Source organism: Ruegeria sp. CDSB029 (genome assembly GCF_059611125.1).
Window position 1 is genome coordinate 15,232 of sequence record NZ_JBXWOX010000014.1, and the last position, 13,492, is coordinate 28,723.

16 protein-coding genes are annotated in these 13,492 nt (G+C 57.4%); 8 read left to right on the top strand and 8 right to left on the bottom strand.

Going from position 1 to position 13,492, the window contains the following annotated elements:
• Positions 1–251 precede the first annotated feature (251 nt).
• From AC2FI8_RS16030 to AC2FI8_RS16040, 3 genes are all read left to right on the top strand, one after another.
• The gene (locus tag AC2FI8_RS16030; protein WP_496767165.1) at positions 252–1,850 is read left to right on the top strand and encodes a phosphoenolpyruvate carboxykinase; all 1,599 of its coding nucleotides are present in this window, start codon (positions 252–254) and stop codon (positions 1,848–1,850) included.
• A gap of 369 nt (positions 1,851–2,219) precedes the next feature.
• Positions 2,220–2,510 (top strand): hypothetical protein, encoded by a 291-nt coding sequence (locus AC2FI8_RS16035; RefSeq protein WP_058273655.1) that lies wholly within the window; start codon positions 2,220–2,222, stop codon positions 2,508–2,510.
• 111 nt (positions 2,511–2,621) lie between these two features.
• A complete protein-coding gene (locus tag AC2FI8_RS16040) occupies positions 2,622–3,086 on the top strand; it encodes a hypothetical protein (protein ID WP_496727075.1) in 465 nt (154 codons plus the stop codon).
• Here the strand turns inward: AC2FI8_RS16040 and AC2FI8_RS16045 are convergent.
• The gene (locus AC2FI8_RS16045) at positions 3,083–3,847 is read right to left on the bottom strand and encodes a sulfite exporter TauE/SafE family protein (protein WP_496727074.1); all 765 of its coding nucleotides are present in this window, start codon (positions 3,845–3,847) and stop codon (positions 3,083–3,085) included. The genes AC2FI8_RS16040 and AC2FI8_RS16045 overlap by 4 nt on opposite strands.
• 145 nt (positions 3,848–3,992) lie before the next feature.
• Between AC2FI8_RS16045 and AC2FI8_RS16050 the strand changes: the two genes are divergently transcribed.
• From AC2FI8_RS16050 to AC2FI8_RS16060, 3 genes are all read left to right on the top strand, one after another.
• Positions 3,993–5,684, top strand: coding sequence for an acyl-CoA dehydrogenase family protein (locus tag AC2FI8_RS16050; protein WP_496727073.1), 1,692 nt, complete (start codon positions 3,993–3,995; stop codon positions 5,682–5,684).
• Positions 5,685–5,901: 217 nt separating this feature from the next.
• Entirely contained in the window at positions 5,902–6,456 is a 555-nt protein-coding gene (locus tag AC2FI8_RS16055; protein ID WP_496780121.1) for a hypothetical protein, read from the top strand.
• Between the two features lie 49 nt (positions 6,457–6,505).
• Complete coding sequence (locus AC2FI8_RS16060) at positions 6,506–6,898, top strand: META domain-containing protein (protein ID WP_496780123.1); 393 nt, start codon at positions 6,506–6,508, stop codon at positions 6,896–6,898.
• Here AC2FI8_RS16060 and recO read toward each other — a convergent pair.
• Entirely contained in the window at positions 6,882–7,607 is a 726-nt protein-coding gene (recO, locus tag AC2FI8_RS16065) for a DNA repair protein RecO (protein WP_496780220.1), read from the bottom strand. The genes AC2FI8_RS16060 and recO overlap by 17 nt on opposite strands.
• Positions 7,608–7,732: 125 nt before the next feature.
• Between recO and AC2FI8_RS16070 the strand changes: the two genes are divergently transcribed.
• Positions 7,733–8,038, top strand: coding sequence for a hypothetical protein (locus AC2FI8_RS16070; protein ID WP_496727070.1), 306 nt, complete (start codon positions 7,733–7,735; stop codon positions 8,036–8,038).
• A gap of 28 nt (positions 8,039–8,066) precedes the next feature.
• Here the strand turns inward: AC2FI8_RS16070 and AC2FI8_RS16075 are convergent, their stop codons facing one another.
• From AC2FI8_RS16075 to era, 3 genes are all read right to left on the bottom strand, one after another.
• Positions 8,067–8,390: a SemiSWEET transporter gene (locus AC2FI8_RS16075; protein WP_496780125.1), complete on the bottom strand. Its 324-nt coding sequence runs from the start codon at positions 8,388–8,390 to the stop codon at positions 8,067–8,069.
• Positions 8,391–8,495: 105 nt separating this feature from the next.
• Positions 8,496–8,825 carry a DUF1491 family protein gene (locus tag AC2FI8_RS16080; protein ID WP_496740295.1) on the bottom strand — a complete coding sequence of 110 codons (330 nt, stop codon included), beginning with the start codon at positions 8,823–8,825 and terminating at the stop codon, positions 8,496–8,498.
• On the bottom strand, positions 8,822–9,730 hold the full coding sequence (gene era / locus AC2FI8_RS16085) for a GTPase Era (protein WP_058273275.1): 909 nt from the start codon (positions 9,728–9,730) through the stop codon (positions 8,822–8,824). Before era ends, AC2FI8_RS16080 begins: the two co-directional genes overlap by 4 nt.
• A 157-nt stretch (positions 9,731–9,887) precedes the next feature.
• Here era and AC2FI8_RS16090 point away from each other — a divergent pair, with 157 nt between their 5' ends.
• Complete coding sequence (locus AC2FI8_RS16090; protein WP_496780127.1) at positions 9,888–11,264, top strand: multicopper oxidase family protein; 1,377 nt, start codon at positions 9,888–9,890, stop codon at positions 11,262–11,264.
• A gap of 27 nt (positions 11,265–11,291) precedes the next feature.
• On the opposite strand, the gene AC2FI8_RS16095 is transcribed toward AC2FI8_RS16090, so the two are convergent.
• The 3 genes from AC2FI8_RS16095 to lepB all read right to left on the bottom strand — a co-directional run bounded on the left by AC2FI8_RS16095 (position 11,292) and on the right by lepB (position 13,438).
• The gene (locus tag AC2FI8_RS16095) at positions 11,292–11,768 is read right to left on the bottom strand and encodes a hypothetical protein (RefSeq protein WP_496727065.1); all 477 of its coding nucleotides are present in this window, start codon (positions 11,766–11,768) and stop codon (positions 11,292–11,294) included.
• Positions 11,769–11,924: 156 nt separating this feature from the next.
• Positions 11,925–12,602, bottom strand: coding sequence for a ribonuclease III (gene rnc / locus AC2FI8_RS16100; protein ID WP_058273658.1), 678 nt, complete (start codon positions 12,600–12,602; stop codon positions 11,925–11,927).
• Positions 12,599–13,438, bottom strand: coding sequence for a signal peptidase I (lepB, locus tag AC2FI8_RS16105; RefSeq protein WP_496767178.1), 840 nt, complete (start codon positions 13,436–13,438; stop codon positions 12,599–12,601). Before lepB ends, rnc begins: the two co-directional genes overlap by 4 nt.
• Positions 13,439–13,492: the final 54 nt, after the last annotated feature.

Below are 13,492 nucleotides of genomic sequence, written 5' to 3' on the forward strand. Positions count from 1 at the left end.
ATCGTGAGATTGTTGTCACACAGATGCGGCAAAAAAGCCGTTAATGCGCGCGGAAAAACGCCTTGTTTTCCGACAGGAAATTAGTGGTGGCGCTAAACTTTAACTTGGTTGCGCTAACTGCGCCAAACCGTCCTGTTCATGCCCCAAACGACCATGTTAAGACCCGCCCATCCGCCGGTTTTTCCCGGTATACTGCCCCAAGTGCGCCCCCCGGCCCAACCGCCGACGCGCCGCCACAGGAGAAGAAACGCATGACATCTGGACGGGTTAACCCGCAATTCCGCCTCGAAGATCAGGGCATCGAGGGTCTGGGCAATGTCTATTACAACTTCATGGAACCGGCGCTGATCGAAGAAGCGCTGAAGCGCGGCGAAGGCACTCTTGGCAATGGCGGCGCATTCCTGGTCACCACCGGCAAATTCACCGGCCGTTCGCCCAAGGACAAACACGTCGTCAAAACCGACAGTGTTGCCGACACAATCTGGTGGGAAAACAACGCCGCGATGACCCCCGAAGGGTTTGACGCGCTGTATGCCGATATGATCGAGCATATGAAGGGCCGTGACTACTTTGTGCAGGATCTTGTCGGCGGCGCCGATCCCGCCTATTCGATCAATGTGCGCATGGTCACCGAACTGGCATGGCACAACCTGTTCATCCGCCACTTGCTGCGCCGTCCGGATCGCGAAGATCTGGAAGAGTTCATTGCAGATTTCACCGTCATCAACTGCCCCAGCTTCCAGGCCGACCCGGCCAAGCATGGCTGCCACAGTGAGACCGTGATTGCGCTGAACTTCGACCGCAAGCTGATCCTGATTGGCGGCACCGAGTACGCGGGGGAGAACAAAAAGTCTGTCTTCACCCTGCTGAACTACATGCTGCCCGAAAAAGGCGTAATGCCGATGCATTGCTCGGCCAACCACGCCGTTGGCAACCCGGTCGACACCGCGGTGTTCTTTGGCCTGTCCGGCACTGGCAAGACCACCCTGTCGGCAGACCCTGCCCGCACGTTGATCGGCGATGACGAGCATGGCTGGTCGGATCGCGGCACCTTCAACTTCGAAGGCGGTTGCTATGCCAAGACCATCAATCTGAACGCCGAAGCCGAGCCGGAGATCTACGCGACCACCAGCAAATTCGGTACTGTGATCGAGAACATGGTCTTTGACCCCGAAACCAAGGAATTGGATTTCGAGGATGACTCGCTGACTGCAAACATGCGCTGCGCCTATCCGCTGGAGTATATCTCGAACGCCTCGAGCAGCGCGCTGGGTGGGCATCCCAAGAACATCATCATGCTGACTTGTGACGCATTTGGTGTCCTTCCTCCGATCGCGCGGCTGACCCCAGCACAGGCGATGTATCACTTTCTGTCTGGCTTCACCTCGAAAGTAGCGGGTACAGAGCGTGGCGTCACCGAGCCTCAGCCCACCTTCTCAACCTGCTTCGGCGCGCCCTTCATGCCGCGTCGCCCGGAAGAATACGGCAACCTGTTGCGCGACAAGATCGCCCAGCATGGTGCGACTTGCTGGCTGGTGAACACTGGCTGGACAGGTGGTGCCTATGGTGTCGGCAGCCGTATGCCAATCCGCGCGACCCGCGCGTTGCTGACAGCTGCCTTGGAAGGATCGCTGCGCGACGCCGAATTCCGCAAGGACGCCAATTTCGGATTTGACGTCCCGGTCTCCGTGCCCGGTGTGGCCGAAGTTCTGCTGGATCCGCGCCGCACCTGGGATGATCAGGCCGCATTCGACAAGCAAGCGGAAAAACTGGTGCAGATGTTTGCAGAGAACTTTGAGCAGTACCTGCCCTTTATTGATGATGACATCAAAGCCGTAGCAATCGGTTGATATCCAAAGGGGGCGGTTTTCGCCCCTTTTCTTTTCTCCGGGCGAGTAACCTTTCTGCAATCTTCCTGTGGTTGTATAATGCACCAAGCATATACAAATTCATTGCCCGCTGCAGCAGATTGCAGTACTTCACTGTGTCATTATGACGTAAAAGCCCGGCGCTTGCGCACCGGGCGGGAAGTAAAAAGACCTTGGGGACACTCAATAAGCGCGCACTCACATTCGCGATTTGAGCAACCTAATCAGGTATCTAGTTTAATCCATCGGGGATGGGTGTCAATATGAGACATGCTGGAAAAATTCTGTTTCAGCGAGTTTCTAACTTTCGCTCCAGCGCGAAAGGCGGCAAGGAAAACAACAGGTAGGCAAATGACGGAAATCTCGAAACTGACCGAACTTCGCAAACTGATGCAAAGTATGGAACGGACCCTTGGACTGGAACAACTCTCTCCGGTTGAGCGTGACATTTACTACGCGGCCGAAGAATTGTCGAAAGCCGATCAAGAAGTCCGCACCTTCGGTCTGATCGAGCACACCCTTGTTCAGAGCGTCTCGCGCCCGACATTCTTCCGCGCGCTGAAATCGCTGGTTCAAAAGGGCTATCTGTCCCAAAGCGGCAATGCCAACCGGGGGCGGTATATCGTACATGCGCCCAGGTGACACCGCCAACCTGCGTGTTGATGGCTAATCATCGTGCGCAGATGGGCCTCTGACACTTTCTTCGCCTCACTGGCTTACATAGTTGCATCATTCCTCACCTTTGAGGTCTTGATGCCGCTGCAAAACGTGTTCTTTCCGGAATATCCAAGCCGGGCCAGCCTGCTGTTCCTACCTCACGGGGTTCGGGTCCTAGCGGCGTGGCTATTAGGGTGGCGTGCGATTTTCGCATTGTTGCCGGGCGTCTTTGCAGTCTTTGCATTCCTGGGGGGTGCGGATGTCTTTTTGCCCAGCCGCTTGTTGGCAATTGTCATCGCGGTCACAACGGTTCCCACCGTGTTCTACTTGCTCAAGTGGGCAGGTTGGGACTTGTTCCCCAGACCCGATCGCAAACCCTGCTGGTTGTGCGTCATGGGTGTCGGCGTGATCACGTCGTTCTTGGCATCCGCTATGACAAACATGAGTTTTGGCAGCGCAGGGGTAGAGTACATCGCCTTTCTGATCGGCGATATCTCAGGGCTGTTTTTCCTGATGCTGGGGCTTTACTTCGCGTTTCGGTATATGGACCGCAGAACTTAACCCATCAGACCGCGGCGCAGCAGGTTCAATCCAGCGGCCAACAGCACAACCAAAGTTACTTTGCGAAACAACGCCTGATCGATTCTCGATTGCAACTGCATACCCACCCACATCCCGATCACTGCTGGAGCGATCAGAGCAGCCGAGAACGGCGCCGTGTCGGCCCGCAGGATACCTGATCCCATATGGGCGACCATCAAGGCAATTGCGCCCAGCCCATAGATAACCCCCTGTACCCGCATTTGCACGGCTTTCGGTGTGTTCAGGGCCGTCAGGTACGCCACCGTTGGCGGCCCCCAAATACCAGACATACCGCCCACAAATCCTGCGACGGCCCCAATGAGAACCTCAACACGGGCCGATGGTTCTTTCAGCACCAGTTTCACACCCAGGACCTGGATCAAGGCAAAGAAGGTGATTGGAACGCCGATCATCAACAGGAAGGTCGATGTCGGCACCAAAGTGACCAGCTTGGCTCCGGCCAGAAGGAACACCAAGCCCACAATCAGAAATATACGAAACTCCCTGACCGACGACACGGCCGCGGAAACACCCTGTCCCAAAGCCTGAAAGACATTAGTTACCAGTGTCGGAAGGATCAGACCCGCGATGGCCAACTCGGGCGGCAGAAAGACACTCAACCCTGAAACCATAACCATCGGCATGGCAAAACCGACGATACCTTTGACCCACCCTGCCAGAAACGCAACGCTCAGAGCCAGCAGAAGATCCTGTGGAGGTAATAAAGAAAACAATGTCATGGCCCCCTGATATCATTCCTGACGGGCGCTGCACTGCAAAAACGTTCGAGAAATATTAGAACTTTTTCGCAACGTAATACGTATTTTTGTTGCGCTGCACGTGCAGCATGATATGACCAAACGACACGAGAAAAGGACACGATTCATGGCCCATGACGGACAGGATATGACCCAGATGACAACACCTGCGATTTTGCCCGATCTTCTGACGCTGACCCGTGCGGCCGCACCCGCCGTTGAAACAGTGTTCGAGCGTGCGCGCGAGTCGGTGCGCGGTATGGTTTCCGCCGATGGCCGTGTTTCCGGTGCCTTGATCGAAGCCAATCAAACCGCCGCCCATGGCTTGTCATGGCTGGCCACGTATTCTCAGTCGCTGAAACAGATGCAACGCTGGGCCGAAACGCTGGAGGCCGATGGCAAGTTCGGCGAGATCGAACAATTGCTGCACCAAATCGCCTTTGGCGAATACCTGCACCAGGTTGCAGGCGGCATTCCGATGAACCAGGGCGAGGTTGTCCGCCTTCAGGATATGGGTCTGGGCTGGGACGCGCTTTCCGGTTTTCAGATCCCCGAAATTCAAACACTGATGGCGCAGGCCAATTCTCAGGCCGCCCGCAGCCGTCTGGTCAAGCTGATGGAAGATCAGGCCGGTGCCACCATGTTCGGTGCCTCGGGTCTGGACGAAGAGCTTGAGATGATCCGTGACCAGTTCCGCCGCTATGCGGTCGAAAAGGTCGAACCCTACGCCCATGACTGGCACCTCAAAGATGAACTGATCCCGATGGAAGTCATCGAGGAACTGGCCGAAATGGGTGTCTTTGGCCTGACCATCCCCGAAGAATTCGGCGGGTTCGGCCTGTCCAAAGCCTCGATGTGCGTCGTGTCCGAGGAACTGTCACGCGGCTATATCGGCGTGGGCTCTCTTGGTACACGCTCCGAAATCGCGGCCGAGCTGATCATCGCGGGCGGCACCGATGAACAAAAAGCCAACTGGCTGCCAAAACTGGCCAGCGCCGAAATTCTGCCGACCGCAGTTTTCACCGAACCAAACACCGGCTCGGATCTGGGCAGCCTGCGTGCACGTGCGGTCAAGAACGCGGACGGTGACTATGAGATCACCGGCAACAAAACCTGGATCACCCACGCGGCGCGGACCCATGTGATGACGCTGCTGGCCCGGACCAACCCGGACACCACCGATCACCGCGGTCTGTCCATGTTCCTTGCGGAGAAGACGCCGGGCACAGATGAGAACCCTTTCCCCACCCCCGGCATGACCGGCGGTGAGATCGAAGTTTTGGGCTATCGCGGCATGAAGGAATACGAGCTGGGCTTTGACGGTTTCAAAGTCAAAGGCGAGAACCTGTTGGGCGGTGAAGAAGGCAAAGGCTTTAAACAGCTGATGGAAACCTTCGAAAGCGCACGCATTCAGACCGCCGCCCGCGCCATTGGGGTCGCCCAAAGCGCGCTGGATATCGCGATGCAATACGCGCAGGATCGTAAGCAATTTGGCAAGTCGCTGATCAACTTCCCCCGCGTGTCCGGCAAACTGGCCATGATGGCGGTCGAAATCATGATCGCACGTCAGCTGACATATTTCTCGGCCTGGGAAAAAGACCACGGTCATCGCTGCGACCTTGAGGCCGGTATGGCCAAGCTGCTTGGCGCTCGTGTGGCCTGGGCTGCGGCTGACAACGGCCTGCAGATCCATGGCGGCAACGGGTTCGCTCTGGAATACAAAATCAGCCGCGTTCTGTGTGACGCGCGCATTCTAAATATTTTTGAAGGGGCTGCCGAAATTCAGGCACAGGTTATTGCACGGCGTTTGCTGGGCTAACCGGAATTAGGTATCCCGTTTCCCCAACTAGACCCGGCCTTGCGCCGGGTCATTTTCTTTATTCCGTACCCCAGTTTGAAATTCATGCCATCCGATCTGTGACCAGATAGAGACCTTTTCTGATCCTTGACCGAAAAAACTTCCCCCTTTGCTTTTTGTTGAAACCCCTTTAGGGCACGCTGCGACCCAGACCGGGCCCAAGGATGGTGATGACAGAATGACCCGACTATTATTTGCGCTTTGGGCGACCGTTGCAGCCCTGATACTGGGCGGATGCGCCACAACCCAACCTGTGGCGGGCTACACCGAGATGGACGAGCTGGCACTGGCGATCGAAAACCTTGGCCCCCAAGTCGATCCCGCCGAGGCGCAAAAGGCCGCCAACATCGCCTACACCTATTCGCAGCAACTGAAGCGGGATTGGAACGTCACAGACCCGGCGATTATCCACAACGCCAAGGTCATCAACGGGTTCCGGGAAAAGGGGTTGTGCAACGACTGGGCGCAGGCGATGAGCCGCCGCCTGCAGAAGGAAAACTTCCGCACTTTGGACATCCACTGGGCCACCTCGCCGCCAACCGCATTCCGGATCATCCACCACTCGGCAGCAATAAGCGCCAAGGGCGATACGATGAAGGACGGCATCATCCTCGACCCATGGCGCAACAGCGGTGCGTTGTTTTGGGATCAGGTAAGCGAGGACACCAGATACAACTGGAGGCCACGCCTGGACGTTCGCGAAGAACTTATCAGCGGCGAGATCCCGTACTGAGCTGGCTTCGCCGGTTCCCTCGGCACCGGTAAGAAAGTAAGACACCCGTATGATACGCCTGATCCTGACACTGCCCCTGATTGCTCTGTTTCAATGCGACAGGGACGAATCTGTTGCCGCCTACGGCGCCGCGGACCAGACTTGGGTGCTGCAGGAAATCGACGGACAGCCTTTCGAGGCCATCGCCATGTTGCGGTTCCCCGAAGAGGGCAAGATCGCGGGTAACGCCCCTTGCAACAGCTATAGCGGAACCCTGAACGCGCCCTACCCCTGGTTCGAGATTATGGACCTGACCGCAACACGTGCGGCCTGTGCCGGGCTTGAGGCCGAAGGCTTCTATTTCGCTGCGCTGATTGCGATGACGCAGTCCGAAGTATCCGGCGACCTGTTGATACTGCGCAATGATGACGGGCACGAAATGGTGTTCAAAGCCGCCGAGTGAACTGATCCACAAATCTTGCCCGCGCATCCGGCAAGGGGTTATGCCCCAGGGACGGGGCAAGATGGTGTTCCAGAAAGTAACCGGTGGTTTTCAACCCTGCGGCAATCTCAGCGTCCGGCGCTTGCCCCTCACCGCGCAAACAGGGTGGCAGGGGCAACAGCTTATCCGCCCATTCGCCAGCACCATCGGCGCTAACGGCTCGACCAGTCTTGGGGGAGACATAGACCAACCCATCCGCCGCCCCTGTCACAGCACAGGCCGACAGGTCCAGGCCAAAGCCCAGTTCTTCAAGCAACGCCAATTCCCAGCGCAGGTAAGCTAGCGGCCAGATTTCGTCCTGCCCCAGCAGATCCAACAACTGTTCGGTCTGTTTGTAGATCGCTGGATGCGGTTCACGCTCGGGCAGGCAAAAGGACAACAGCGCAACGGACGCGTTCAATCCTGCCAACGCCATCCGACCCGAAAATGCCGCTGCTGCACGTGAACGCAAAGGTTCAACCTGAAATGTGCCAAGGTGTTCTTCTAACCGCGCGCGCCATAAAACATCTATTTGCGCGCCGGGCTGCAGGATGGGGGCAATTTTGCGGCTGGTGCCACCGCGTACGACGCCTGCATGACGACCGTGGCCTTCGGTGAAGACCTCGATTATCGCCGCTGTCTCGCCATGACCGCGAGAGGTCAGAAGTATGCCGTGATCACGCCAGTCCAATTGGGCCTCGCACTGTTTGCCTTGCTCAACTTGACCCGGCATTGCGGGAAGCCGCAACCGCGAATACTTGACTCGCGGGCATTCCTATACTTAATTAACAATATTGTTAAACAAGAGGCCAGATCATGCGAGGCATCACAATCTCATACCGTTATGACGGTGATGAAGCCGAATGGCAGACCACTATCCGCACCTTTATCGAGGCGATCGACGCCGATCCTGAGGCGGCCGGAAAATTCACCTATCAGGTTGCGGTCGCTGATGACGGAAAGTCCCGGGTTCATTGGGGCCGCTGGGACAGCGCTGAGACATTGGCCCACGTGCAGTCGCAACCCTATTTTCAGGCCTTCGCACCCAAAGTAAAGCAATTCGCCGGTGAGACATTGACCACCACCGGGCACGATATCACGCTTAAAAGCAGCGGTTGGTGACGTCTTGGCACCGGACTGTGGCGGCCGGTCAAAACGTTAAACCGGCGTGGATCAGGATGCCCAGAACCATCAGGAGGTTCAGCACCATCGATATACCGTTGCCCAAATAGATGGGCAACTTGCCGACCGCCAGCCCGTAGGCGAACCAAAGGAATGACAGCGCAGCATAGAGCGACCAAGACAGCAGAGACTGGCCGGTCGCGTGTTGCGAATGCGTGAAGTACAGCTTGATCAGCTGCGGCAACGTGGCAAAAGGGCCGACAACGCCAATGAAGACCATGAAGCCCTCAAACCGCTGCATCCAATGCCCAAATTCTGATTTTTCAAGCTTTTCAGCGAGTGTTTCGGCCACACACACCCCCATAATTTGTTCAAACGGTACGGCGATCCTCACCGACATAGTATAGGGTAAAATAGACGTTTTGACCCGAGTGACCAAGACCCGTTGAACCGCGGGCTAGTCCAACCCCTCTTCACCCAACAGATGCCGGCCTTGCCGGTCTTCGACTTCAATCACCCAGAGGTCCGGATCAAAACTGCGTTGCCGGGTGATGGCGTCGTCAACCTCTGCTTCGACGCCGGAGGAAAGCTCGACCCATTTGCGTTCACCGCTCATCAGATCAAAGCTGCGTTGGAACGCCACGGCGTGCCCGTCCAGAGTGTTCAATTTGACAAGCACTGCACCCGCCGTATCGTCGCCATGGGCTACGACAAACGCCGGGATTTCCTGAAAACGCAGCCGCGCCAGATAGGCGTGGACCCAGAAATCAGCCGTCAGGCGAGTCATGCATTACCGTCTTTGAAATCCAGACCCATTTCCGAGTAACGCTCGGATTCCTCGAGCCAGTTCGGACGCACTTTGACCTGCAGAAACAGATGTATCTTACGGTCCAGGAACTCTTCCAGTTCCGCCCGCGCGGCCTGGCTGACCGCTTTGATCGTCTCGCCCTTTTTGCCTAGCACGATGCCCTTGTGACCATCGCGCATGACATAGATGATCTGGTCGATCTTGGCAGAGCCGTCTTTGCGCTCTTCCCAGTTTTCGGTCTCGACCGTCAGCTGATAGGGCAACTCCTGATGCAGGCGCAGGGTCAGTTTCTCGCGCGTCATCTCAGCCGCGATCATGCGCAGGGGCAGATCGGCGATCTGATCTTCGGGATACAGCCACGGGCTTTCGGGCAATTCCGCAGCCAGCCATTTGCGTAGATCCTCAACGCCATAGCCCTTTTCGGCGGAAATCATAAAGGTTTCGGAAAACGGGTAGCGTGCGTTCAGGTCACTTGTTAGGGCCAGCAGCACCTCAGACTGGACCTTGTCGATCTTGTTGATCGCCAGCGCAACCTTTCGGCCCTGCCCGATCTCTTCCAGACCTTCGAGGATACGTTCTACCCCTTCGGTGATGCCGCGATGCGCCTCGATCATCAGAACGACGACATCTGCATCCGCCGCTCCGCCCCAGGCCGCGGCAACCATGGCGCGATCCAAACGACGACGCGGTTTGAACAGGCCGGGTGTGTCTACAAAGACCAGCTGCGCATCGCCTTCCATTGCCACACCGCGAATGCGGGTACGGGTCGTCTGAACCTTATGCGTCACGATCGAAACCTTGGCCCCGACCATGCGGTTCAGCAGGGTGGATTTGCCTGCGTTGGGCTCTCCGATCAGGGCGATAAATCCGGCGCGTGTGGTCATGTGTCTGGCGTTCCTGGTTGCAAGTGCGCACCCCTATAGCAGAAAGGCCGCGCGGGCCAGAGGGATTTGTCGCATTGCGGTCATGCAAAATCGGTGGCACGCCTAATCCAGGCCGCGCCAAATCCAGCCAGGCGACCATCGGAAAATGAGGCAAGACATGAAACGTCGCGAGTTTCTTTTGGGCAGCGGGGCCGCTGCCGGCGCGCTGGGTCTGGGCGGTTTCGGGTTGGCGCAAGGCACGCCGGAGTTGACCATTCAACCAGCAAGCTTTGCCCTGCGGGATACGGTGACGACCGGAATGGTCAGCCTGTCCTCTAACGCACCGCCGCCGGTATTGTACGGCAAGCAAGGGGAAGTGATGTGGCTGCCCGTGCGCAATACCCTGTCGGAATACACGGCAATGCACTGGCACGGGATGCGGATCGCGAACAACATGGACGGGGTGCCTTACCTGACCCAAATGCCATTGGGTGAAGGTGAGGCCTTCACCTATGAATTCACTCCGCCCGATGCAGGCACCTACTGGTATCATCCACATTGCATGACGATGGAGCAGATGACCCACGGCCTGACGGGCGTCATGGTCATTGCCGAACCCGAAAACCCCGGTTTTGACAGCGAACAGGTGATCAACCTGCGCGATTTTCGGCTGGACGATGATGGTGCGTTTTTACCCGCCTATACCCAGCGCGGCGCCGCACGGGCCGGGACCTTTGGCAATGTCCACACTGCCAATTGGCTGCAAGGGCCTATCTACGATCACGCCGCAGGCAGTCTGGTGCGACTGCGGGTGGTGAATACGGACACAACGCGCATCTACAAATTACATCTTGAGGGTGGCGATGCGCGGATCATCGCGTGGGATGGCCATCCGCTTGAGATCAGCATTCCAATGCCCAGCGCAGATGAGCCACTTCTGGTGGGACCAGGTCAGCGCGTGGATTTTGCGGTTGCAATGCCCGGCGACGAAGGGAGCAACGTTGCGCTGATGGCCAAACTGCCCGGTCAGCCGCACAGACCTATGGCACAGCTGCGCGCGATTGGATCATCGGCGGCACGGGACCTGCAAGAATTGCGCCCTCTGCCATTAAACCCGGTGTCCAAACCCGATCTGACCAACGCCGAGCTGCACGAGTTTGTTTTTGGTTGGACCCCCGAAGGAGGTCAGCCCAACAATGGATCCTGCGGCTCGCTGGGGTATAACTTCTGGTCCATCAATCGCAAACCATGGCCCGGTGACGCGGCAAAGGGTGTCGGTCCGCTCGCAACGTTGGAAATGGGCAAAACCTATGTCTTGCGACTGCGAAATGAATCCCCGAACCTGCACCCGATCCACCTGCACGGGCTGGCGTTTGTCCCGCTACGGTCGAACCTGCGACAACTGCCGCCCCTGATGACCGACACGATGCTGCTGCTGAAGGACGAGGTGGCCGAGATCGCGCTGGTCGCCGATAACCCGGGCGACTGGACATTTCACTGTCATGTCATAGAGCACCAGAAGACCGGGCTAACAGGATTTATCCGAGTGGTATGAGGGGCGCACTAGACGCCCCCCTTTGACTCATCCGTTCTGACGTTCGATCAGGCGCAGAACGGCAACCATGACGATCCCGTAAAAAACATGCCCGATCAACGCGACCCAGGTGATCGCCGAGAAGTTCAGGAAAGTCGGCAATCCGGACAAGGTGGTGATCCCGCCCAGGGCAAAAACCCAAAGGCCAAACCCATAGATGGCCGAGGCGACGAACATATGAACCGGGCCAAGGACCTTAACCCAGATCGGCTTGAAGATCAGAAACCACCCCATCGGGTAGGCAATCAGACCCACAAGGTAGAAATGCACGAAGAAACCAAGGAAGGCATTGCTGGGCAAGCCGAGACTGGCCAGCAGGCTTTGGGCCAGTCCTTCGGGCGACAGATTGGCCCAGCCGATGCCGGGGCTGACAACCTGCCCCCAGAAATCGAAGGCGATCGTGGCGATAAAACCGGCGATGAACAAAAAGCCGATATTCACGGTAGTCAGTTTTGCGTTTTGCATGGAAATGCCTCAACTCATTGTATCAATTTCGCTTTGCTCGCTTGTTCTTAGACATGCGCCAAAGCGGATGATGTTCAGATACGACTGCGACCCGAGGTCTGCCATAGGCCTCAAGTTAGATTGAGAATTGTGACATGTTCGGGCTGTCGAGGGTTGCTATTTCAACTGATCCAGTAGCGCCTTTGCGGCGGCTTGTTCCGCCTGACGTTTCGACCCCGCCGTTGCCTGCGCTTCGGTCCCGTCCTGCAACCGAGCCGCAATAGTAAACACCGGGGCGTGATCGGGGCCGCTGCGCTTGACCTCGACGTAAGCGGGCGGCTTTTGCCCGCGCGCCTGCGCCCATTCCTGAAGCGAGGTTTTGGCGTCGCGCGCATCCGCTTCAACGTTGTGGACGCGATCCCCCCACAGTCGCAGGATGACGTCGCGCGCGGCCTCGAAACCGGCATCGCGATAGATTGCGGCGATTACAGCCTCCATCGCATCACCCAGCAAGGCCTGTTTGCGGCGCCCGCCTGACAGCATCTCGGACCGGCCCAGTTTCAGCACCACGCCAAGATCGATCTGCCGGGCCACATCAGCGCAGGCCTCTTTGCGGACCAACGCGTTGAACCGAGGAGCCAACTGCCCTTCTGATGCTTTTTTGTCGGCCTCCAACAGCGCGGTGGCCATGACAAGACCCAAAACCCGATCGCCCAGAAACTCCAACCGCTGATTGTCAGGTCGTGTCGAGGACGAGACCGATCCATGGGTCAGGGCGCGCACCAGCAGTTCAGGGTTCGAGAATTCGTATCCCAGACGCTGCTGGAACGCCTTTATCTCGGTCGAAAGCTTCAATTGACCGCCTTGAAGAAGCGATCCCCGCGCCACGTCCAGAAGAACAGCATCGACCGGCCAGCGGATGAGAACAGGATGCGATCAGCCCGCCCGATCAGGTCTTCGTAAGGCACATAGCCGACGCCGCCTGCGGATTGCGGCACGCGACTGTCGCTGGAGTTGTCGCGGTTGTCACCCATGAAAAAGTAATGGCCTTCGGGAACCGTGTAGATGCCGGTATTGTCAGCCGCCTGATTGCCGATGTTCAGCACTTCGTAAGACACACCGTTTGGCAGTGTTTCGATCATACGCGATTTTTCGCAGACACCGCCAAAGCCGACAGGACCGTTTTCGCAGCGCGGGCGCAGACCTTGCGAGCCTTGTGGTTCGGCGACTTCGGTGAATACACCATCGGGTTCTTGTTGCACTGGCGTACCGTTCAGAATGATCTGACCGTCCCGTACTTGAATACGGTCCCCGGGCAGACCGATCAGACGTTTGATGTAATCGCGGCCGCTGACCGGGTGGCGGAAAACAATGACGTCACCGCGTTCGGGGTCGCCGCCCCAGATACGAGTGTTTTCATCGCTCTGCATCCAGCCGCAGAGATCTTCGGCGTCAACATTCAGGCCGACGCTTGGGATGATCAGGCTGGGGCAAGACGCGTAGGAATAACCGTAAGACATTTTGTTGACGAACAGGAAATCCCCGATCAACAAGGTGGGCTTCATCGAACCCGACGGAATCCAGAATGGCTGGAACAGGATCGTGCGGAAGACGCCCGCGATCAGCAGGGCATAGACGATGGTTTTGATCGTCTCCCAAACGGCGTTACCTGTTTTGGCTTCCTCGGCCATACTGCTCTCCGGTCGTTTATTCGTTGGGGTGCTACATGCGGGTCGGTTGGGGGC